Origin of the sequence: Halomonas sp. HAL1 (genome assembly GCF_030544485.1) — a bacterium.
GTDB lineage: Bacteria > Pseudomonadota > Gammaproteobacteria > Pseudomonadales > Halomonadaceae > Vreelandella > Vreelandella arctica.
This window is the reverse complement of record NZ_CP130610.1, coordinates 2925981-2947144: the sequence shown is the minus strand read 5'-3', so window position 1 is coordinate 2947144 and position 21164 is coordinate 2925981. Positions and strand designations below refer to the sequence as shown.

Sequence of the window (21164 nt, the reverse complement as noted above, 5' to 3'; positions counted from 1 at the left end):
AGACCTACACCTCCCTGAATGGGTGACATGACAATGAGCTACCCCACAGCATCTAATGAAGAGGCGCGGTTAGCCGCTCTTTATGAGCTTGAACTATTAGATACCCCGGATGAACCGGCGTTTGACCGCGTCACCAGGTTGGTTACCCAGTTACTAAATGTGCCTATCTCAACGATCACGTTGATTGATGCTGAGCGTCAGTGGATTAAGTCGCGCGTGGGCGTGGAAACCCGCGAGACAGGGCGAGATGTGGCTTTTTGCGCTTATACAGTGACGGCCTCAGAGCCGTTAATTGTTGAAGATGCACGCAAGGACCCTCGCTTTGCGCAGAACCCCCATGTGACCGCCCCGAATGGGATTCGCTTTTATGCGGGTATTCCGCTGTGCACCTCCAATGGACTTGCGTTGGGATCCCTCTGCGCGATTGATATTAAACCTCGTACTCTTAGTGAGCAGGAACTGGCGGCTTTGAAAGATTTAGCGGCGATTGTGACTGATGAAATTCGCCTGCGTGAACGGCTGATCAGAGAGAGAAAAAAAGCACAGGAATCTCAGCGAGCGTTGAGCGAGCTTCATTACAGCATGGAGTGCCAAATTGAACGGCGCACCAACGAGCTCAACCTAGTCATTGAATCCGCCTATGACGCCTATATCAGTATTGATTCACAGGGCGTCATTCTCGATTGGAACCGAGCGGCTGAGCTAATGTTTGGTTGGCCACGCAAAGCGGTGCTGGCAAGGCCAGTCACACAATTACTCTTTCCTAATGGCTTGCCAACTGAGAGTGATCAAGCCCCTATCACCTATACAGCGCGGTGCCATGATGGCAGGGAACTGCCCGTCGAGGTTCGCATCAAGACATTAATAATTGATGGCCGCGAGCGACGCAGTCTTTTTATCCATGATATTGCCGAACGACAGCAGCTAGAGCGTTTGCGCGATCAACAGGCCCGTGAAGACGTATTAACTAAACTGCCTAACAGGCGCGCCCTAGATGAACGCCTGCCTGATGCAATGGCCCGTACTCGGCGTACTCAAAAGCCCTTAGCAGTTTTATTCATGGATCTGGACGGTTTTAAAGCGATTAACGACACTCATGGCCATGCCATGGGGGATGAGCTGCTGCGCGTGATGGCTAAACGATTGGTGAAGACCGTCCGTGAAACCGACTATATAGCGCGGTGGGCCGGAGATGAGTTTGTCTTGCTATTAGAAAGCAGTGAGTCCATGGCGATTGAGCCGTTGGCCAAAAAATTAATACAGGTGATTGAAGAGCCGTTTGCTGCTGGCAATGCGGCGCTGAATATCAGTGCAAGCATAGGTGTTGTCATGTACATGCCAACTAGTGCTGAAACGGCCAACGAGCTATTAAAGCGAGCCGATGTTGCCATGTATGATGCCAAGCGCTTGGGAAAAGCCCAAGTTCGCATAGTGCAGCCTTTGGGTAGTGCTTCTTAAGAAAGACCGGAAATATTCAAGGACGATCATGATTCGAACTATTCTGACCACGCCTGAAGGCGAGACCCATGAGGGCGGTGAAAGCCTAATGGCTGTGTGGCGGGCTACGCCGGGAAGCCATATCTGGATTGATATGCAGGGAGAAACCCAGCAGAGCGAACGGTCGATTTTAGAGGCATTCGAGTTTCACCCGATGGCGATTCAAGATGCCCATAAAGAGCGCCATCCACCTAAAATAGAAGAGTTTGATAACCATACGCTGATTATTTATCGCGGCATCTCCTCCTTCGATGCCGAGCTGAACTATTTACCTCAACAGGTCTGTTTTTTTGTGGGCGAACGGTTTTTGGTTACGCTCCATCCTGGTGAAGCGTTAAGCATTGAGCGGCTGTTTAACGAGCACGGCAGAGCACTTTTGGCGCATTCGCCGGAGCAGGTCGCGCTGCGCGTTATGTATATCTCCGCTGGGTTTTATATCGATAGCCTACTTGAGTTTGAAACTGAATTAAGCGATCTAGAGGATGAACTGTTAGAAAACGGCAACGATGTTTTGATGCGCAAGATCATTACTTATCGTTCTCGGTTGGTCAAAATGCGCCGCATTTTTAGTTACCACAAAGGTATTACTCAAGAACTGACGGCTTATGACTACGAGCATCTGCCCCGCGAAGAGAGCGAAACCCTGCACGCTATTAACGATGTGGCGGACCGCTTTGAACGTCTTTATACCTTGACCCAGATGTACTATGACATTTGTGGTGACTTAGTCGATGGCTATATCTCTATTTCTTCTCATCAGCTAAATATCACCATGCGTGTTCTCACCGTTATTACCGCAATTTTTGTACCCCTGACATTTATTGCTGGGATTTACGGCATGAACTTCGAAAATATGCCCGAGCTGCGCTATGAGTATGGCTACTTTTTTGTCTTAGGAGCGATGCTGGGCATCGGCGGGATATTGATTTGGTTATTTAAACGCAAACACTGGTTTTAAGCTTGTCAGTGAGCGACTCGCCAGGAAACGAAAAGTTGACGCATGCATAGGTGGTTGAGGGGTGAGTGTGGCATCCTCTGCAGCGACCAAGACTATAAGGCATCAAGCCGTCGACTAGCATTTTCACTGGGAGCATTTTTCATGACCATAATGATCATCGGGCTGCTGATTTTTTTAGGCAGCCACTCTGTGCGTATTTTCGCTGAAAATTGGCGTCAGCAGCAAATTGCCAAATTCGGCGAAACCACGTGGAAAATAGCCTACTCGGCAGTGTCCGTGATCGGCTTGGCGGTTGCCATTTATGGGTTTGGCCAGATGCGCCTTGACCCTATTTATGTGTGGCAACCACCCATGGGAATGCGCCATGCGGTCGCGCTGCTCATGCTGCCTGCCTTTATTATGCTAGTGGCGGCGTATGTTCCCCATAATGCTATTAAGGCCAAGCTTGGCCACCCGATGATGCTGTCAGTAAAAATATGGGCGTTTGCCCACCTGCTAGCCAACGGCCGCTTAGGCGATATTATCTTTTTTGCAGCCTTTCTTATCTGGGCAATCCTGGCGTTTAAAGCTGCCAAAAAGCGTGATCGTTTGACGTCAGCTGCGCCAGTTAGCACCACGAAAATGGCTACTATTTCTACCGTACTCATCGGGCTGGTGGCGTATGTCGTCTTTGCTTTTTACTTGCACACCGTGTTGATTGGTGTCCCTGTCTTTAGCTAATGCTTATGTTTAATTAATATCTGTATTGGCTAATATTAATAAGTGTGCTTTGTTCTTCTGGCGGCCTCGCAACCACGCGTTGCCGCCATTGCCGCTTATATGGCTTTTGAGACTCGGCAAGAGTTTGTTATTGTCATTTGAGCGCCAATATACCCATATTAAGGAGTCAGCTCATGGCCGAAACTGAACACACGGTGCCGCCGACGATGGCCGCCATGCTATTGACTGGACATGGCGGTATCGACAAATTGGAGTACCATCCGGATGTCGCTACACCTAAGCCCAAGGCGGGCGAAGTGCTGGTGCAGGTGACGGCGACAGCAAAGAACAATACTGACCGAAAAGCGCGTGAAGGCCTTTATCCCACCAAAGATAAAGGTGATGTGACTTCCTTTGCCATGGGTGGCACCCCGACGCTTACCTTCCCGCGTATTCAAGGGGCCGATGTGGCAGGTCGTATCGTGGCGGTCGGAGAGGGGGTCGATGCTGAGCGCATTGGCCAGCGAGGGCTGCTCGATTTTAATATCTACGCCGACGAGCGCCGTGATATTAACCTCACTCCTGATTACTACGGCCATGGCGCCGATGGCGGCTTTGCTGAGTATATCGCTGTCCCTGCTGAACAGTTCTATCATGTGCCCAATCCTGAGCTGCACGATGCAGAGCTTGCCTCAATGGGCATGTGTTCGTATCAAACCGCTTACCACATGATGACCGCCGCCAAGGTGAGTGCTGGTGAGCGCGTGTTGGTCAGTGGCGCCAGCGGTGGCGTGGGGACCGCACTGATTCAGCTCTGCCGCGTTGTGGGCGCTATTCCCTATGCGGTAAGCCAGCTAGACAAAGCTGACGCACTCAAAGCACTAGGCGCAGAAGCGGTGATTGACCGTGGCGACTTGCCGACATTTGTGGATCGCGTGCTGGAAACGACCAGCGGTAAACCGATCGATGCGGTGATGGATCTGGTCGGCGGTGAAATGACCAATCTATTTATCGATACCATGATTGTCGATATGCAGGGGCGTAAGAGCTACCCGCGCCTTTCCATTGCGGGTGCCAGCGGTGGCAATCTGAGCGAAATGATGTGGACGCGCGTTTATCTGTACCAAGTGCAGATTTTTGGCGTTTCCCACGGCACCCGTGAAGAGGCCGAACAGCTTGTGGCATGGATACGCAGCGGTGAATTAAAGCCTGTGCTTCATGCGGCATTTAAGCTTTCCGACCTGCATGCGGCCGAGCGCTATTTTGTTAATCGGGACAGCAACTATCTGGGTAAAATTGTGCTTGTTCCCGATGCCCAGTGGGCCTCTCATGGTGCTCCGTTCGCCCTCGAAAATTCCTCTTCTGACGCTCAGGAGCGCCACTAGTGCCTAACCTCCATACTATCCAGTTAATGGATACTCACGCCGGTGGCGATGTTAGCCGTATTGTCACCGGTGGCATCGATATTTTGCCTGGCGCCACTGTACGCGAGCAGATGGAGTACCTGCGCGATGACGCCGACGGTTTACGTCGCTTGCTGCTTGAAGAGCCCTACGGCATTCCAGAAATGTCAGTCGATTTGTTAGTGCCTACCAGCCACCCGGAAGCGGTCGCGGGCTATATCATTATGGAAGTAATGGGCTATCCCATTTACTCTGGCTCTAACACCTTGTGTACTGCGACAGCTGTGCTGGAGAGCGGTATTGTGCCCAAGCAGGAAGGGATACAGCGCTTTAAGCTGGAAGCGCCGGCAGGTTTGGTGCAGATCGAAGCCAAAGTGCATAACGGCGTGGTGGAGTCAGTTACCTGTGGCGGCTTGCCCAGCTATATCGACACCTATCGCGATACGATTGATGTGCCGGGCATCGGTGATGTCACATACTCCATCGCCTACAGCGGCGGTTTTTATGCGTTAGTGGATGCCACTGAATTGGGCTTTAAACTGACGCGTGATGAAGAGCGTGCGCTATCCGAGTGTGCCTATAAAATCGTCGAAGCGATTAAAGCGCAGCGAGGCTTTTCCCACTACACGCTGGGTGACGTAGGGCCACTGCCGTTTTTGCACTTTATGGGACCTGAAGAGAAGGTAACGGAAGGTTATATACGTTCACGCTCAACCACCTATGTTCATCCTGGCGTTATTTGCCGTAGTACAACGGGTACTGGTACCTCGGCACGCCTGGCATTGATGAACTATGAAGGGCGTTTGAGTATAGGCGACAAACTAGAGACGGTTTCACTGCGTGAAACGGGGTTTATCGGCACCTTCATTGGCACGCATCAGGAAGGCGCTTACCAAGTAGTGGAAAATACCATTACCGGCCGCAGTTACGTGTTGTCGCGCTCGGATATTGTGATCAACTGTGACGACCCGATGGTGGCGTGCGGTGAGTTGCATCATATCTTGAGTGACCGTCATCAGCCTGCGGCATTGTCTTTAGAGTCGTAGTCTGTGAAAACTTAGTCTTTGGAAACCTGGTCTTTGGAAACCTGGTCTTTAGAAACATGGCCATCAGAGACATAGCCTTTGCTTTCCAAGCGTTCCCATACCGGGGCTTTTTCGGCCTCGGTCATGGCACCCCAGACAGCAATTTCATCTAGCGTACGGCCGCAGCCATTGCACAATGAAGTGGATGGCTCGATCTGGCAGATCTGCACGCACGGCGAGAGTGGGCGAACGGTAGAAGATGTGCTCATTAAGATAGGCTCTGAAGAACTGGCTGGCGCATTATGACGCCGACACTTTACCGCGCAATGACTTGATTTTCCCTTTTCGGGTTTTGTGATCAACACGACGGCGCTGCGAGCCTTTGGTGGGCTTGGTGGGGCGGCGTGCTTTTTGCTGCTTGGTGGCACTCTGAATCAGCTCTTTTAAACGTGCCAGCGCATCTTCTTTATTGAGTTCAAGCTTTCGATGGCTCTGGGCTTTAATAATTACCACGCCCTCTTTGCTAATGCGCTGATCCGATAACGCCATTAAGCGCTCTTTATACAGAGGCGGCAGCGTAGAGCTCAGAATATCAAAGCGTAGATGTACTGCTGAAGCGACTTTATTGACGTTCTGGCCGCCAGCACCTTGGGCGCGAATTTGGCTGATATCAATCTCCCAATCAGCCAGGGTAACGTTATTAGAAATGGTGAGCATTAATGGCCCCTGTGTTACTTGTGAACCCATAAGGCTAGCACAATTGGCACAGAGACGGGGATGGCTAGCCTACTTAGCGCGCACTGTTAGTCCGCTAAATTGTTAATCGGTTGACCATCCATGTAAGCCAGCAGGTTGCTAAAGGCATCGCCAAAATAGAGCTCATAGCTATCTTTTTCTACATAGCCAAGGTGAGGCGTGGCGACTAGATTAGGCAATGCCAGCAACGAGTTTTCAATGACCGGTTCCGCATCGAAGACATCCACCGCTGCCTGACCAGGGCGCCCAGCTATAAGCGCCTGCTCAAGCGCACCGGGCACCACTAACTGTGAACGACTGGTATTTACCAGCAGAGATGTAGGTTTCATCTGGGCGAGTGATTCAGCAGTGACGATACCGCGGGTTTCGTCGTTCAAGCGAAGGTGCAGGCTCAGCACATCTGAGCGCTGAAACAACGCAGCTTGGCTTTCGGCCACTTCTAACCCGGCTTCAACGGCGCGTTGGCGGGTGCCTTCCCGACCCCACACCAACACGTTCATTTCAAACGCCTGACCATAGCGTGCCACTAGGCTGCCGATTTTTCCGTAGCCAAAAATGCCTAGTGTGCGTCCTTTAAGGCCGGTACCTAACGTGCGCTGCCAGCGGCCCGCTTTCAGATTCTCAACTTCTGCCGGTATATGACGCATTGCCGCCAGGACTAAACCCCAGGTTAATTCTGCCGCTGAATAAGGCGATCCAGTGCCCGCCATGACAGTGACGCCATGGCGGCGACAGGCCGCCATATCCACATGCGCTGCACCACCACCCGTTTGGCTAATGACTTTCAGGTTGGGCAGGCGCGCCAGTAGGGCAGCCGTGATAGGCGTGCGTTCACGAATCAGCACTAACGCCTCGGCGTCCTGAAAACGCGCACTTAGCGCGTCCAGGTTGGTAAGGGTGTCGTGATAGACCGTTACATCGTGGCCTTCTAGCTGCTTGAAGGCATCTAAACTGCGCACGCAGTCCTGGTAGTCATCGGGGATAACAATCTTCATGGAGAGGATTCCTTAAACTGGTCGCATCGATAATAGTAAAACAGGGCCTAGTGGGCCTTGTTGTTATAAAGTGATACTAACCTGAACACTAACCGCCAAGGAGTCAAAAATGAGTAACTATCTGTTAGATGATTCCCCCCTAAGCCCCGGTGTTATTTACCGTTTGTTATCCGGCGTTGTTTGCCCAAGGCCCATTGCCTGGGTGTCTACCCAGGATAAGCAGGGAAATACTAATTTAGCGCCGTTTTCCTTCTTCAATGTCGCTAGTGTCAACCCGCCGGTGCTGGCGTTTTCACCACTGCTCAATGGCAGCGGTGAGCTTAAAGATACGGTGCGTAATTTAAATGACGTTGCAGAATGCGTTGTGCATGTGGGGAGTGAAGCGTTAATTGAAGCGCTCAATACCACTAGTGCCAGCCTGCCGCCAGGAGAGGATGAGTTTACCCTGGCCGGGCTTGAAAAGGCTGCTATGCCGGGTGTGAGCGTTCCGCGGATTGCTAATGCGCCTGTAGCGTTTGGCTGCAAACTGTTCGATATGATTCGGTTCGGTGACCAACCCTTGGCAGGTACGTTGGTACTGGCGCAAGTGGTTTCCATTCATATTGATGACGCGTTATGGGACGGCCGCCATGTGGATATGGACCTTCTCAAACCAGTAGGTCGCCTAGCGGGCAGCGACTACATCCGCATTAGCGATCGTTTTGCGATAGAACGTCCTGATTAACAGTTGCTTAATTTATATAACTTAATTTTATTCTTCATTTCAAATATTGCCTTTAAAACCAACTTTTTGGCACTGAGTGCCTCCGTTGAAGCCGCCCGGTTGGGCGATGTGGTGGCTCAGGAAGTGCTTAAGTAGCGCGATGCAGCGCTGAAGAGGCGGCCCAAATTCGTCATTTAGTAGATGATAGTGTCGCTAAGGTTAGCGAGGGCGAGCAACTCGTCAACGCATCCAGTAAGCACCTTCAGGAGATCATTGATAGCCTGGGTGAGGTGACGCGCTATGTTACCGAGATCGCTGGGGCGACCCACGAACAGTCGGCAGGCATTGACCAGATCAACCAAGCGATTTCGCAATTGGATCAGGTGACGCACCAAAATGCCCGCTTGGTACAAGAAGCCACGACAGCCAGTCATACACTGGATGATCGTGCCGGTGATATGCATTCACTGGCAGGGCGCTTTCGGGTAAGCGATACGGCAGGACAGCGTCATCTGTCACTCCCGCAGAAGGAAGAAATTACAACGTAGTAAGCAATTACTACCTGCTGGTGGAAAGCGCTTGCTAGTCTCATTTCACACGCCTCGCGTGTGCTCACACACTCGATCAATAACCATAAGATAAATAGGTAAAAGGAGTACTGAGATGAGCAGCAAGCGCATTTTAATGATCACCGGCGATTTCACTGAAGACTATGAAACCATGGTGCCGTTTCAGGCACTTATGGCCGTCGGCCACCAGGTAGATGCTGTCTGCCCTGGTAAAGCCTCGGGCGATACTGTGGCAACCGCGATTCATGACTTTGAAGGTGATCAAACCTATTCTGAAAAGCCTGGGCACCGCTTCGCACTCAATGCTGATTTCGCCAGCACGAACCCTGCCGATTACGATGCCCTGGTTGTACCGGGTGGCCGCGCACCGGAATACCTTCGTCTCAACAAGGAAGTCCTGACGATGGTTCAGCACTTTTTCGAGACCAACAAGCCCGTGGCGGCCATCTGCCATGGTGCGCAGCTCTTGGCTGCTGCAAAAGTGCTTGAGGGCCGGCAGTGCTCCGCTTACCCGGCCTGCCAGCCGGAGGTAGAACTTGCTGGTGGTCACTTCGCCAATTTGGAAGTGACGGATGCGGTGACCGATGGCAATCTGGTCACCGCTCCCGCGTGGCCTGCCCACCCGGCATGGCTGGCGCAATTTATGGCATTGTTAAATAAGTAAAGCTAGCCGCACTATCATAATTACCTTTGCGCCCAGCCCCGGCTGGGCGCGCTATGTTTTTCCCCGCTATGCTTGTAGTTTGCAACATACGTTTGAACAGATTACGCCGAGAGGCAACACCTATGTGTAAACTCTTTATTCAAGCCAATCCCGAGCTGTGGCGCAGTGCGACGCACTCGCTGCGTATCGATGGCATGGTCACCAGTGTGCGGATGGAAAACTATTTCTGGCACATTCTTGAAGAGATCGCCCAGCGAGATGGAATGAATACTGCCCAGATGATTACCCGGCTGTATCATGAATCGATCGATGCCGGGCACGATTTGGGTAACTTCACCTCGTTTTTACGCGTTTGCGCCCTGCGTTACCAAGCGCTTCAATTGAGCGGCGATATTCCAGTCCAGCACCAAGTACCCATAGCCACGCTGGACGCGGAGCAAATTTTAGCGCGTGAAGCTGGCAACAGGCAGGACTCCTTACATTAAAAACGGCGGCTGAGAAGGGGACTGGGAAGGAAGTAGAGCCGTTATTCGAGCCGTGCTTCCAGCGCACTTAAAAATTCTTCAATACGCGCTGCATTGGTGCCCACATCGCTTGCGCCCAGGCGTGAAGCCGAGCGCATATCGACCTGCACACCCTGGTCCAGCTCGGTTAATCGAATAACCACGTCATCCTCAAAGCCAAACCAGCGCGTGGTTGCGGTGGCCTCTATGTGATTGTCGGTAATTCGGGCGATGCGCCAGCCAGACTCTTCCGCCGCTGCTTGGGCAGCTGCCAGTACGGTTTGCGGAGATTCATCTACAATTATCGGCTTGATGTGAGGGTAGGCTGCTCGCTGTTGCAGGGCGGTTGTCTCACCAGGGTAATCGACCGCGTTAGGTGCAGCACGCCGTGCGTTGGCTAAGGCTTCAAAAGCAGGTGGGTTCTGGGTATCGGTGGTGATGTCGTGAATGGCCGGTACCTCTTGGGCACGTTGCCAGTGCTGCCAAGGCACAAAAAGCAGCGCCGCCGCAGCGATAATGACCATTGAGGCCATCAAGGCTGATGTGAAGCGACGAGCGAGCATGCTCAGCAGCAGCGTAATGATGCTGACTGCCACCGCACCACCTGCGGCATAGACGCCGTTACGTAGTAAGTTAAACGCCTCGCCCAGGCTGATAAGTTCGCCCCGATAAGCCGGGCCTGCGCCCGCCATCATCAGTACCGCCGCTACAAGCAGCAGAATGGCTAAACCTGCCAGTATGCCTGGCCAGCGGCCACCGCGCGGGTGTGACGCTTTCAGTTGCGTTGCCATGTTCCCTCCTTGTCACATCGTATTCAGCTATTCTTAGCACAAATACAACGCCAATTGGCAATCTGAATGTTTGATACCTGACGATAGGATGTACATGACCGATCACATAACCACTTTGCGTCAGTTGCTTCTCAGCGCACCGCAAGAAACCCTGCCAATGACCTACCAGCAGGTGGCCACCGAGCTGGGGCTGACGCCGCCGCGCACCATTGCCCAGGTTACCCAAGCGCTTGAACAGTTAATGCGTGAAGACGCCGCGCAACAAACACCTTTTATCGCCGCCTTAGTCGTCAGCCGCCGGGGCGATGGGTTACCCGCTACGGGCTTTTTTGAGTTAGCTGTCGCTTTAGGCCGTTTTCCCAAAGATTCGACCCTCCACGAGTCGGCTTACCGGGCTGAGTTTCAGAGCGCCCTTAACGAGCGCGACGATTGCCAGCGTTAAGTTTCGCCGCGCTGGCTAGGCTTTTTACGCAGCGGGTCAAGTAACGGGCCAAGCCCGTTGTGGTCGATTTCGTGCATCAAATGCAGCAGTTGGCCAATCTCGCCAGAGGGAAACCCTTCCCGGGCAAACCAGTTTAAATAGGGGCCGGGGAGGTCGGCGATCAGGCGGCCCTCATACTTGCCAAAGGGCATGGTACGGGTGACCAGCTTTTCCAGATCCTCTGGTTTCATGGTTTAAAATACCCTCATTCTCATTTAAGTAAGATTGCATATTTCCGGCATGCCGAAATTTTGTTAGACTTTGGTCGATAAATAATACCCCTCAATGCCGGGCGCCTACCGTTCCGGCGCGTCCTTTCTGTATCGTCAGGGACATGACATGCAAAAACGTTTTAGACTTTTACTTTGTTCACCGCTGCTGGCACTGGCTGCGATGCCCCTTGCTGCAGACGAGCCTGTTGATGTGGTACTGATTGGCGGCGGCATCATGAGCGCTACGCTGGGTACCTATTTGCAAGAGCTTGAGCCTGAGTGGAATATCCACCTTTATGAGCGCTTGGATCAAGTTGCAGAAGAGAGTTCCAACGCCTGGAACAATGCCGGTAGTGGGCACTCGGCCTTCATGGAGCTAAATTATACCCCGGAAGTTGACGGTCAAGTTCAAATTGAGCGTGCCACTAAGGTAACCGAACAGTTCGAAGTCTCCCGTCAGTTTTGGTCTCATCAGGTAGATGCTGGCCTTCTGAGTGAACCTGATTCATTTATCCAAAGTGTGCCTCACATTGCGGTGGTTTGGGGAGGCGACGACGTCAACTTCTTGCGTAAGCGCTACCAGACGATGACGCAAAACCCCCTATATGCGGGCATGGAGTACTCTGAAGACCGCGCCGAACTGGCCGAGTGGATGCCGCTGGTGATGGCAGGGCGTGAAGGTAGCGATACGCCCGTAGCAGCAACGCGCATGCAGATGGGTACCGAAGTTAACTATGGCGCGCAAACTCGCCAAATGGTCGAGTCACTGGCCCAAAGTGAGCACTTTACGCTGGGTCTTAGCAGTGAAGTGCGCGGTCTAGAGCGCAATGATGACGATACCTGGAAAGTGACCGTGGCAGATCTCGTCAACGGTGGGGAAACCAGCGTCGATTCCCGCTACGTCTTTATCGGTGCGGGTGGTGCTGCGTTATTGCTGCTACAGGAATCTGGCATTCCTGAAGCCGAAGCTTACGCAGGTTTTCCGGTAAGTGGAGAATTCCTTTACACCACCGATCCAGACGTGGTGGCCCAGCATGACGTGAAGGCCTATGGTAAAGCGGGTGAAGGTTCTCCGCCCATGTCCGTGCCGCACTTGGATCGGCGCAACCTGGACGGGGAGCCTGCGCTGTTTTTTGGCCCCTTTGCGGCAGTCTCCACCAAGTTTCTGAAAGAAGGTTCTTGGACCGACTTGTTCAGCTCGCTGACGCTGCAGAACACTTGGCCAGTGGCTGAAGTGGGAATGGATAACTTTAATCTGGTGCGTTATCTGATTGGTCAGGTACTGATGTCCGACGATGATCGCTTTGAAGCATTGCAGGCGTACTACCCTGAAGCAAACCAGGACGACTGGGCGCTGTGGACAGCAGGTCAACGGGTACAAATCATTAAAAAAGATGAAGAGCGTGGTGGCGTACTGCAGTTCGGTACCGAAGTCGTGACATCGCAAGATAGCACCATGTCCGCACTGTTAGGTGCATCGCCGGGTGCTTCCACGGCCCCGTCCATCATGCTCAACTTACTTGACCGTGTTTTCCCCGAGCAGATTGCAAGCGCCAAATGGCAGCGAACCCTTAACGAGATTGTGCCCTCTTATGGGCAGCACTTAGCGGACAATCCTGAGCTGCTCAGTGAAATGCGTGCTTATACTGCGCAAACGCTCCAGCTTGATGAGCTCTTAAACCTTCAGGCAGTTAGTGATAGTAACGATCAGCAGCCAGCCAGCGAAGATGATGGGCAAGATAAAACCACTGACGATATTGAGGGTGAAGCAAGCGAAGAGCCTGAAACCGAAAGTGAAGAAGAGATCATTACAGAAGTGTAACGTCCTCTTCTTCAGCACTTAATCTCAAGAGCTAGAACGCTGCCTCTCTCATTGGAGGTGGCGTTTTTATATGCGTTAATCGCTGGTCGTTATTGCATTTTAGTGCACAGGTCCCTGGGCGATTTCGCCAATCAATTGGGAAAGCGCTCGGGCGGGTTCGCTCAAATGACCACTGGTAGGATGAATCAGCCCTATATCACGATGAAAGGTACGCTCGCCTAAATCAATCGAACGCACGCCGGCTGGCCAACGTGAGTGGGCGATGGCCTCGGGCACCAGGGCCACGCCTACCCCCTTGGCGACCAGCTTAATGATCGCTTCCAGTTCGTCGACTTCGCACACCTCGCGCACATTGCAGTGGTTATCACGTAGAAAGCGCTCCACCTGCCTGCCCCCAAAGGAGGCACGGTCGTAGCGGATAAACGGCTGGTTGGAGAGCAGTTCTCGCCACTGATCGCCGTTGATATGCGGTGGCACGATTAACCGAAAAGGCTCGTGAGCTAGGGGTGTCCAGCGCAAATCACTGTGTAGCGAAAAGGGCGGGCGAATAATCACTGCCATATCCAGTTCGCCAGCGTCGACCTGATTTACCAGTTCCATGGAAAGCCCCGGTACTACGCGGGTACAGCAATCGTGATAAGCGTGATGAAAGCGCGCGAGCGCATCAGGCAGTAGCGAGCGCTGGATGGAGGCGATGGCGCCGATATTGATCCGTTGTGTGGCTGGCTGGCCTGACATGGACACGCCCAGCGTGCTATACAGCGTCAGCAGGGCGTGGGCTTGCTTCAACGTCTCTTGCCCTCGCTGGGTCAATATGGCGGCACGCCCTTTGCGTTCAAACAGGGCAATGCCTAGCTCTCCCTCAAGGCGTTTCATCTGCGCACTGACCGCTGCTTGAGTCAGGCCAATTTTGTTACCCGCTGCAGCAAAGGTGCCTTCCTGGGCAACCGCGATCAGCGTCTTTAGCTCACGGATCATTGATAAATCCTTTTTGTGAATCAGCCAAATAGTTATTGATTTTATTTTCCCATGCGTCGCCCTAGGATGAATACAGCGTGGCAGCACAAAGTGTCACTCAATCCCCATAAACCGACTTAAGCTGGAGATGACGATGAGCCTTTCACCCTTTCATTTGGCGATTCCTGTTTACGATGTTGCGCTGGCACGGGCATTCTATAATGACGTTTTTGGCCTGGAAGAGGGGCGTTCCAGTGAGCAGTGGGTTGACTTTAATTTCTTCGGCCATCAGTTGGTCATTCACGAGCAACCCAAAACGCCGGGGCAAGAGAGCGCTCACACCAACCCGGTGGATGGGCACAATGTACCGGTGCCGCACTTCGGGGTGATTCTAGAATGGGACGAATGGGAAGCGTTGGCCGAGCGCCTGAAAGCGCGGGATACACAATTTGTGATTGAGCCTTACGTACGTTTCAAAGGCGAAGTGGGTGAACAGGCCACGATGTTCCTGCTCGACCCTTGCGGAAACGCCCTGGAGTTCAAGGCGTTCAAAGATATGAGCCAGATCTTTGCAAAATAGACTTTGCCAAGTAATCAGTAGTGACTGTAAAACGCTATGGCGCCCCAATGTCAGGCCTGTAACGCCTGTTCCTGTCGACGATGTTGAAGCGGAGGCTCGCCAAAATAGCGCTTATAGTCGCGGCTAAACTGAGGCACGCTGCGGTAGCCAACCGCCGCAGCGGCCTGATTGACGTTGTGGTTGTCCTGCAAAAGTAACTGCTGGGCTTTGATTAAGCGCAGCCGCTTTAAGTACTGAGCTGGTGACGCGCGGGTAATCTGCTTGAAGTGCTGGTGAAATGTCGACGGACTCATATTGGCCTGGGCTGCCAGCTGTTCAATGCTAAAGTCTTCAGCAAAATTGGCATGAAGCCTCGAAAGCACCTGCACGATGCGCGAATAGTTGCCATGCCCCAATACCAACGCCCTTAGCGCTTGGCCTTGCTCCCCCTTTAATGCCTCGAATACCACGTCACGAATACGCGCCGTGCCCATCGTTTTGCATTCAACAGGCGCATGCAGTGTGCGCGCCAAACGCTGTACGGCGTCTTGCATACCATCGTTCATGGCGACTGATGCCATTGGCAGTGGCGTTTGGTTCTGTTGTACCGCCTCGCCCATGGCGGTCACCATCTCGCTCAACAGTGCCGGGTCCAGGCGTACCGATATACCTAGCAACGGGGCTTCCGGTGAACCGTAAGTTTCGCACTCAAACGGCATGGGCAGCGTTTGAACTAAATAGTGGCCGGGGTCGTAGTGGATTTCACGATCGCCCAGATACCCCATCTTTTGCCCCTGGGCAATAATGGTAAGGCTTGGCTCATAGAGAAGCGGCGTACGCACTTGGTGGCGGCTTAAACAGAGTAACGATACGCCGGGCAGAGTCGTTTGACTGATACCGTCGCTTTTGACGAGTGGTGCGATAACCGTAGCCAGCGCATTGCCAGCCTGAGCGGTGGAGGCCATGGGGTTCTCTCTGGTTTCTGGTAGCTTTTGCATAATCATAGCGATTTTAAGCTATTTTTTGTTATTTTATTACGTGTTATCGGAGTAATTGGCAAAAATGACGTAGCTTCGTTCATCGCTATCCTCATGGATTAGGCCAATACTATCGACATATCTCGCACGCGGGGAAATGTCTGCTGTTTTGAAAGTTGGTTTTGAAAAAAAACAGTTTTTAAGTCTGGTTGTGAAGTCAAGATGGAGCCCCACCGATGAACCAAGCCAAATCCTTTGCAGCATTTGCTGCGAACAAACCGTTAGCACCGTTCAACTTTGACCGTCGCCAACCGCGCCCGGACGATGTGGCGATTGAAATTCTCTACTGTGGCGTGTGCCACAGCGACCTGCACTTTGCCCGCAATGACTGGGGAATGAGCCAGTACCCTGTCGTCCCCGGCCATGAAATTGTCGGACGCGTGACCTCGGTCGGCGATAAAGTTTCACGTTTTAAAGCCGGTGATTTAGTCGGCGTTGGCTGCATGGTGGATTCATGCCGTACCTGTGCCGCCTGTAAAGATGGCGTAGAGCAGTACTGCCTGGAAGGCTTCACCATGACCTATGGTAGCGAAGACCGCCAAGACGGCACTATGACCCAGGGTGGCTACTCCGACTCCATCGTAGTGAGTGAGCACTTTGTACTGCAGATGCCTGATGGCATCGATCTAGCCTCAGCAGCGCCGATTCTTTGTGCCGGCGTGACGACCTATTCACCGCTCAAGCATCATGGCGTCGGTAAAGGCCATAAAGTTGGTGTGATTGGTATGGGTGGCTTAGGCCATATGGGCGTTAAACTGGCTAAGGCGTTGGGTGCGGAAGTCACCGTATTCACCCGCTCAGATGCCAAGGTTGAAGAAGCTAAGCGCAACGGTGCTGACCACGTGGTGGTTTCCAGCGACCAGGCGCAGATGGATGCCGTGGCTGAAACCTTCGACTTTATGCTAGACACCGTACCCGTACAGCATGACCTTAACCCTTACCTGAAGTCGCTGAAGTACGACGGTACGCACATTATTGTCGGTTTGCTTGAACCTATTGAGCCAGCCATTGAAGCCTTTAACTTGGTCTTCAAACGTCGTGTAGTTGCCGGTTCGCTGATTGGCGGCATTGCAGAGACCGAAGAGCTGCTCAAGCTGTGTGCTGACCAAGGCATTACCTGTGATATCGAGATGTTGGATATCAACAACATCAACGAAGGCTTTGAGCGCATGGAAAAAGGCGATGTACGCTATCGCTTTGTGATTGATATGGCGACGTTGAAAAACAGCGCTGCCTAATCTATTGGCATTCACTTGCCTATAGCGCTAGCTTGAACCAACGAAATGGCCCGCGTCCTACAAAGGACGCGGGCCATTTTGCTACGGGCGAGTACTATGTATCAGTTTTTTCTGTATCAGCTTTTTGCGTCACGTTGGCCGCCTCGCGCAGCAACGCCGGATAAAAGCAACAAGCCTGCTAGCAGCCAAGCGGGCCAACTGCCTGTGCGGGTAAACGGTGTCAAACCTTCCATGGCGTAGAATTCACCGGTTATCAGAGTCGTTTCGAACTGCGGTGCGCGCTCAACGATATGGCCTTTGGGGTCGATAATCGCCGTAATACCGTTGCTGGTGGCGCGGACCACATAGCGACCATTCTCTAGCGCTCGCAGTCGGGCCATCTGCAAATGCTGATGAGGGCCAATTGAGGCGCCAAACCAAGTGTCGTTGGAGACCGTCATGATAACACCGCTGTCTTGCGCGCGGCGGGCAACTAACTGCGGGTAGATAATTTCATAGCAGATCGCATTGCCTATATTTATCCCCGCGGCCTGCATGGGTGTTTGCTCGTGCTCGCCTTTGGTAAAGGTCGACATTGGAAGGTCAAAGAAATCGATCGCCCCGCGGAGTACGCTTTCCAGCGGCAAGTACTCACCAAAAGGCACTAAGTGCTCTTTCTGGTAGCTGCCCTCTACATTGCCTACGCCAATGACGCTATTGAAATAGCGCTCTTGGTCGTCGCGCTGAACGATGCCGGTGAGCAGGGCGACATCGGGCGGTAGGTTAGATTGCACTCGTTCCAGCACTGGGCGGGCCTGGGTTTCCATCATCGGCAGAGCGGTTTCAGGCCAGATAATCAGGTCAACGTCGTCGGCAACTTCGCGAGTTAGTTCGCTGTAGGTGTTAGCGGCCTCCCGTTGCCCTTCAGGGGTCCACTTCAACAGCTGCGGCAGATTACCTTGTAACAGGGCGACACGAGTGGGCTCATCTACTGGCGTGGTCCACTGCTGAGGCAATGCCAACGGGACTAGCCAAATCGCTGCCAGTGGTGCGAGTGCCCACCACCGGCGGCGCAGCAGTAGTTCAGCACCAAGCGCACCGCTAAGTGCTACTAATAGAGAAAGCAGATAGACGCCACCAACGGGTGCCCAGGCGGCTAGTGGCGAATCGACATAGCCAGAGCCCAGCAGCAGCCAGGGAAAGCCGGTAAACAGGTAGGTACGTAGCACCTCGCCCAACACCCAGGCGCCTGCAAAGCTGATGAACGCTAACCGGGCGGAGGTGAAGCGGCGGTAGAGCCAGAAGGTGCCGGCAAAAAACAGCGCCAAAATCGTCACGAACAGCGCGGTTAGGAAAACGGCCAGTGGTACACCGGTATAGCCATAGTCGTGAATAGAGACATACACCCACGAAGTGCCGCTGGCGAAGAGCGCCACGCCATATAGCCACCCCTTTAGGGCCGCCTGAGCGGGGGTTAACGTGTGCAGGCCCGTGTAAAGTAAACCAATGGCCACCGGGCCAAGCCACCACAGTTCAAACGGTGAGGCCGTAAGGGTGGTGAATCCACCAGCAATCAGGGCGGCAAGCAGCTGTAACAAAAACGCGGGGGGGAAACCCATAGCGATAACCTATCTACGGTAAAGTGCGAGAAAGCGGATAGAGAGCAGAGTGACGATCAGCGACTAGGCTGGCTTGTTTTCCTGGTCATCATCTTCTTCGTCTTCACGACGAGTGTCACGGTAGGCTTCGAGGAGACGAATACGACGGGTGTCAGCATTGAGGATCACAAATCGCCAGCCACCAAGAATGGTATGTTCTCCGCGCCGAGGCAGATGGCCGAACTGTTGCATTACCAGGCCGCCAACCGTATCGAACTCATCGTCGGAGAACTCAGTGTCAAAGCGTTCGTTGAAGTCTTCGATGGGGGTTAGCGCGCGAATGGCAAAACGGCCATTTTCGATCTCGCGGATATCATCCTCTTCGTCGGTATCGTGTTCATCTTCGATGTCGCCGACAATCTGCTCAAGGATATCCTCAATGGTGATAATGCCCGCAGTGCCGCCGTATTCGTCAACGACGATGGCCATGTGATTATGGGTATCACGAAACTCTTTGAGCAGGCTGTTAAGGCGTTTTGACTCAGGAATAAACATCGCTGGGCGCAAGATGTCATCAAGTTTGAAAGCGTCACGCTGGGCCTGCGTTTGGGAAAGTAGCGGTAACAGATCCTTTACCAGCAGAATACCTTTCACATCATCCAGGTTTTCACCAATCACCGGGTAGCGGGAGTGACCGGTTTCCTGAATGAGGGGTAGGTAGCCGTCGCTGGTTTGATCCAGCGCGATGGCTGAGACCTGGGAGCGCGGTATCAGCACTTCGCGTACTTGCTGGTCGCTGATCTCAAGCGCGCCTTCGATGATCATGATGGCGTCTTGGTCCAGCTTTAGTTTCCCTGCGGTATGGCGTAAAAACGTCATCAGCTCATCGCGTGAGCTGGGTTCGTCATTGTCTCCGGAAAGGGCGCCAAAGATTTTCTCGAGCCAGGATTTTTGATTGGGGTTGCTCGATCGGTCTTCGCTCATGCGTCAATTCTCTCGTTTGCGGGCAGACAGTTGCTATCTTATTTACGGCGTTGTCAGGTAGCTGTTTTATCACTGATGCGGGGGATAGTACCAGATTCGTTGTTACCTGAATTAACGCACCCACTATCAAATAATAAAAACCCAAAGCGTTTAGCCATTAATGCCATCGGAGGTATTGTCAGCATAAGGGTCGGGAATGTTCAGCTCAGCCAATAGTTCGCGCTCGAACTGCTCCATTTCTTCTGCTTCCTGATCATCAATATGATCGTAGCCCATTAAATGCAAGATGCCATGCACGACCATATGAGCATAGTGATGCTCAAGCGGTTTGCGCTGCTCGCGAGCTTCCTGAGCCACCACAGCGTGACAAATCACGAGATCACCCAGTAGCGGTAATTCAACCCCGGGCGGGCTCTCAAAGGGAAACGACAGCACGTTAGTGGTTTTGTCTTTGCCCCGGTAGTCGCGGTTAAGCGTCTGACTTTCTCTCTCATCCACGAAGCGGATAGTCACTTCCCGACGCTGGTCATCGGGGTGGTGCGCAAAAACACAGCCCACCCAGTGGGTGAGCTGTGTCAGAGAGGGGAGCAGGGGTTCGTTGATCGCTGCCTGACGATCAATTATTAGCTCATCACTCGTAGGCTCGTTCATCGCGAGCTATCCCAGGAGCCTTCTCGCGTTTGCATGCGGGCATCACGTTCTTGCTGGCGCACTTCACGGCGGGCACGCTCTTCCACTTCTTGCTGAGACTCGAACATGTCGTAGGCTTCGATAATGCGCTGAACCAACGGGTGGCGAACCACATCCTTGGCGGCAAAGTGAGTAACGCCAATGCCTGGGGTGTCTTTCAATACGTCGAGCACCTGAATCAGCCCTGAACGCTGCCCTTTGGGCAAATCGACCTGGGTCACATCGCCGGTAATGACGGCGGTGGAACCAAAACCAATCCGGGTCAGAAACATTTTCATCTGTTCTGGCGTAGTGTTCTGACTCTCATCCAGAATGATGTAGGAGTTGTTGAGCGTACGACCGCGCATATAGGCCAGCGGGGCAATCTCAATTACCTGACGCTCAATCAGTTTGGCCACCTGTTCAAAACCGATCATCTCGTACAGAGCGTCATAAAGAGGACGCAAGTAGGGGTCGATTTTCTGGGCCAGGTCACCAGGTAGAAAGCCAAGTTTCTCACCCGCTTCGACGGCAGGGCGCACAAGCAGAATGCGGCGTACTTCCTGTTGATTGAGCGCTTCAACCGCCGCAGCGACCGCTAGATAAGTTTTGCCTGTGCCCGCAGGGCCAACACCAAAATTGATATCGTGTTCGCGGATGCTGGACACATAGCGCTGCTGATTAAGGCCACGCGGTTTGATCATGGTGCGCGGCGTGCGCATGATCACTTCGTCGCTGCTACCGCTACCATCTTCTTCATCTTCTATCGCTTCAAGCCCCGATTCCTGTAGGAAGAGGTGGACGGTATCGGCTTCAAGTTCGCTGGATGCCGTTTCGCGGTAGAGATGTTCCAGTACGTTTGCCGCTGCTTTAATGCGATTGGCGGGGCCCGCCAGTTGGAACACATTGCCTCGGTTGCGCAGCGTCACGTCCAGGCGGCTTTCAATCAGCTTCAAATGCTCGTCCTGCTGGCCGCAAAGGCTAGCAAGGCGCTGCGGATCATTGGGTTCAAGGCTTAAGGTGATGATGCGATTGGCCTGAGGTGTTGGCTGGCTCAAGAGTGGG

Annotated in this window: 24 protein-coding genes; 13 read left to right on the top strand and 11 right to left on the bottom strand. The window is 53.0% G+C overall.

Annotated elements, in window-relative coordinates; translation table 11 throughout:
- The first annotated feature begins 33 nt into the window (after positions 1-33).
- From Q3Y66_RS13930 to Q3Y66_RS13910, 5 genes are all read left to right on the top strand, one after another.
- Positions 34-1458, top strand: a complete 1425-nt coding sequence (locus tag Q3Y66_RS13930; protein ID WP_008957373.1) for a diguanylate cyclase — start codon at positions 34-36, stop codon at positions 1456-1458.
- A gap of 28 nt (positions 1459-1486) precedes the next feature.
- Positions 1487-2455: a magnesium transporter CorA family protein gene (locus tag Q3Y66_RS13925; protein WP_008957372.1), complete on the top strand. Its 969-nt coding sequence runs from the start codon at positions 1487-1489 to the stop codon at positions 2453-2455.
- A 141-nt stretch (positions 2456-2596) separates the two neighbouring features.
- Entirely contained in the window at positions 2597-3175 is a 579-nt protein-coding gene (locus Q3Y66_RS13920; RefSeq protein WP_008957371.1) for an NnrU family protein, read from the top strand.
- 173 nt (positions 3176-3348) lie between these two features.
- The gene (locus Q3Y66_RS13915; RefSeq protein WP_008957370.1) at positions 3349-4539 is read left to right on the top strand and encodes a zinc-binding dehydrogenase; all 1191 of its coding nucleotides are present in this window, start codon (positions 3349-3351) and stop codon (positions 4537-4539) included.
- A complete protein-coding gene (locus Q3Y66_RS13910; protein ID WP_008957369.1) occupies positions 4539-5603 on the top strand; it encodes a proline racemase family protein in 1065 nt (354 codons plus the stop codon). Before Q3Y66_RS13915 ends, Q3Y66_RS13910 begins: the two co-directional genes overlap by 1 nt.
- A gap of 11 nt (positions 5604-5614) precedes the next feature.
- Here Q3Y66_RS13910 and Q3Y66_RS13905 read toward each other — a convergent pair whose 3' ends face one another.
- From Q3Y66_RS13905 to Q3Y66_RS13895, 3 genes are all read right to left on the bottom strand, one after another.
- A complete protein-coding gene (locus Q3Y66_RS13905) occupies positions 5615-5851 on the bottom strand; it encodes a DUF1289 domain-containing protein (protein ID WP_008957368.1) in 237 nt (78 codons plus the stop codon).
- Between the two features lie 31 nt (positions 5852-5882).
- Positions 5883-6299, bottom strand: coding sequence for an alternative ribosome rescue aminoacyl-tRNA hydrolase ArfB (arfB, locus tag Q3Y66_RS13900; RefSeq protein ID WP_008957367.1), 417 nt, complete (start codon positions 6297-6299; stop codon positions 5883-5885).
- An 86-nt stretch (positions 6300-6385) separates the two neighbouring features.
- On the bottom strand, positions 6386-7333 hold the full coding sequence (locus tag Q3Y66_RS13895) for a D-2-hydroxyacid dehydrogenase family protein (RefSeq protein ID WP_008957366.1): 948 nt from the start codon (positions 7331-7333) through the stop codon (positions 6386-6388).
- Between the two features lie 109 nt (positions 7334-7442).
- Here Q3Y66_RS13895 and Q3Y66_RS13890 point away from each other — a divergent pair, with 109 nt between their 5' ends.
- The 4 genes from Q3Y66_RS13890 (at position 7443) to Q3Y66_RS13875 (ending at position 9754) form a co-directional block, all read left to right on the top strand.
- A complete protein-coding gene (locus Q3Y66_RS13890) occupies positions 7443-8057 on the top strand; it encodes a flavin reductase family protein (protein ID WP_008957365.1) in 615 nt (204 codons plus the stop codon).
- Positions 8058-8221: 164 nt separating this feature from the next.
- Positions 8222-8584: a methyl-accepting chemotaxis protein gene (locus Q3Y66_RS13885; RefSeq protein WP_238528485.1), complete on the top strand. Its 363-nt coding sequence runs from the start codon at positions 8222-8224 to the stop codon at positions 8582-8584.
- A 115-nt stretch (positions 8585-8699) separates the two neighbouring features.
- Entirely contained in the window at positions 8700-9269 is a 570-nt protein-coding gene (locus Q3Y66_RS13880) for a DJ-1/PfpI family protein (RefSeq protein ID WP_008957362.1), read from the top strand.
- Positions 9270-9391: 122 nt separating this feature from the next.
- Complete coding sequence (locus Q3Y66_RS13875; RefSeq protein WP_008957361.1) at positions 9392-9754, top strand: ribbon-helix-helix domain-containing protein; 363 nt, start codon at positions 9392-9394, stop codon at positions 9752-9754.
- A 41-nt stretch (positions 9755-9795) separates the two neighbouring features.
- Here the strand turns inward: Q3Y66_RS13875 and Q3Y66_RS13870 are convergent, their stop codons facing one another.
- Positions 9796-10563: a DUF1499 domain-containing protein gene (locus Q3Y66_RS13870; RefSeq protein ID WP_008957360.1), complete on the bottom strand. Its 768-nt coding sequence runs from the start codon at positions 10561-10563 to the stop codon at positions 9796-9798.
- 94 nt (positions 10564-10657) lie between these two features.
- On the opposite strand from Q3Y66_RS13870, the gene Q3Y66_RS13865 reads away from it, so the two are divergent.
- Positions 10658-11005 carry a hypothetical protein gene (locus tag Q3Y66_RS13865; RefSeq protein ID WP_008957359.1) on the top strand — a complete coding sequence of 116 codons (348 nt, stop codon included), beginning with the start codon at positions 10658-10660 and terminating at the stop codon, positions 11003-11005.
- On the opposite strand, the gene Q3Y66_RS13860 is transcribed toward Q3Y66_RS13865, so the two are convergent.
- Positions 11002-11235 carry a DUF3820 family protein gene (locus Q3Y66_RS13860; protein WP_008957358.1) on the bottom strand — a complete coding sequence of 78 codons (234 nt, stop codon included), beginning with the start codon at positions 11233-11235 and terminating at the stop codon, positions 11002-11004. The two genes, Q3Y66_RS13865 and Q3Y66_RS13860, sit on opposite strands and share 4 nt — an antisense overlap.
- A gap of 148 nt (positions 11236-11383) precedes the next feature.
- Here Q3Y66_RS13860 and mqo point away from each other — a divergent pair, with 148 nt between their 5' ends.
- Positions 11384-13078, top strand: a complete 1695-nt coding sequence (mqo, locus tag Q3Y66_RS13855) for a malate dehydrogenase (quinone) (RefSeq protein WP_008957357.1) — start codon at positions 11384-11386, stop codon at positions 13076-13078.
- A 99-nt stretch (positions 13079-13177) separates the two neighbouring features.
- Here mqo and Q3Y66_RS13850 read toward each other — a convergent pair whose 3' ends face one another.
- The gene (locus Q3Y66_RS13850) at positions 13178-14056 is read right to left on the bottom strand and encodes a LysR family transcriptional regulator (protein ID WP_008957356.1); all 879 of its coding nucleotides are present in this window, start codon (positions 14054-14056) and stop codon (positions 13178-13180) included.
- 133 nt (positions 14057-14189) lie between these two features.
- On the opposite strand from Q3Y66_RS13850, the gene Q3Y66_RS13845 reads away from it, so the two are divergent.
- Positions 14190-14615 carry a VOC family protein gene (locus Q3Y66_RS13845; protein ID WP_008957355.1) on the top strand — a complete coding sequence of 142 codons (426 nt, stop codon included), beginning with the start codon at positions 14190-14192 and terminating at the stop codon, positions 14613-14615.
- A gap of 50 nt (positions 14616-14665) precedes the next feature.
- Here Q3Y66_RS13845 and Q3Y66_RS13840 read toward each other — a convergent pair whose 3' ends face one another.
- Positions 14666-15559 (bottom strand): AraC family transcriptional regulator, encoded by an 894-nt coding sequence (locus Q3Y66_RS13840; RefSeq protein ID WP_008957354.1) that lies wholly within the window; start codon positions 15557-15559, stop codon positions 14666-14668.
- A 248-nt stretch (positions 15560-15807) separates the two neighbouring features.
- On the opposite strand from Q3Y66_RS13840, the gene Q3Y66_RS13835 reads away from it, so the two are divergent.
- Positions 15808-16869, top strand: a complete 1062-nt coding sequence (locus Q3Y66_RS13835; protein ID WP_008957353.1) for an NAD(P)-dependent alcohol dehydrogenase — start codon at positions 15808-15810, stop codon at positions 16867-16869.
- Positions 16870-16985: 116 nt separating this feature from the next.
- Here Q3Y66_RS13835 and lnt read toward each other — a convergent pair whose 3' ends face one another.
- From lnt to Q3Y66_RS13815, 4 genes are all read right to left on the bottom strand, one after another.
- Positions 16986-18467 (bottom strand): apolipoprotein N-acyltransferase, encoded by a 1482-nt coding sequence (gene lnt / locus Q3Y66_RS13830; RefSeq protein WP_008957352.1) that lies wholly within the window; start codon positions 18465-18467, stop codon positions 16986-16988.
- 63 nt (positions 18468-18530) lie between these two features.
- Positions 18531-19430, bottom strand: a complete 900-nt coding sequence (locus Q3Y66_RS13825) for an HlyC/CorC family transporter (RefSeq protein WP_008957351.1) — start codon at positions 19428-19430, stop codon at positions 18531-18533.
- Positions 19431-19580: 150 nt separating this feature from the next.
- Positions 19581-20081 (bottom strand): rRNA maturation RNase YbeY, encoded by a 501-nt coding sequence (gene ybeY, locus Q3Y66_RS13820; protein WP_008957350.1) that lies wholly within the window; start codon positions 20079-20081, stop codon positions 19581-19583.
- Positions 20078-21157 carry a PhoH family protein gene (locus tag Q3Y66_RS13815; protein ID WP_008957349.1) on the bottom strand — a complete coding sequence of 360 codons (1080 nt, stop codon included), beginning with the start codon at positions 21155-21157 and terminating at the stop codon, positions 20078-20080. Before Q3Y66_RS13815 ends, ybeY begins: the two co-directional genes overlap by 4 nt.
- Positions 21158-21164: the final 7 nt, after the last annotated feature.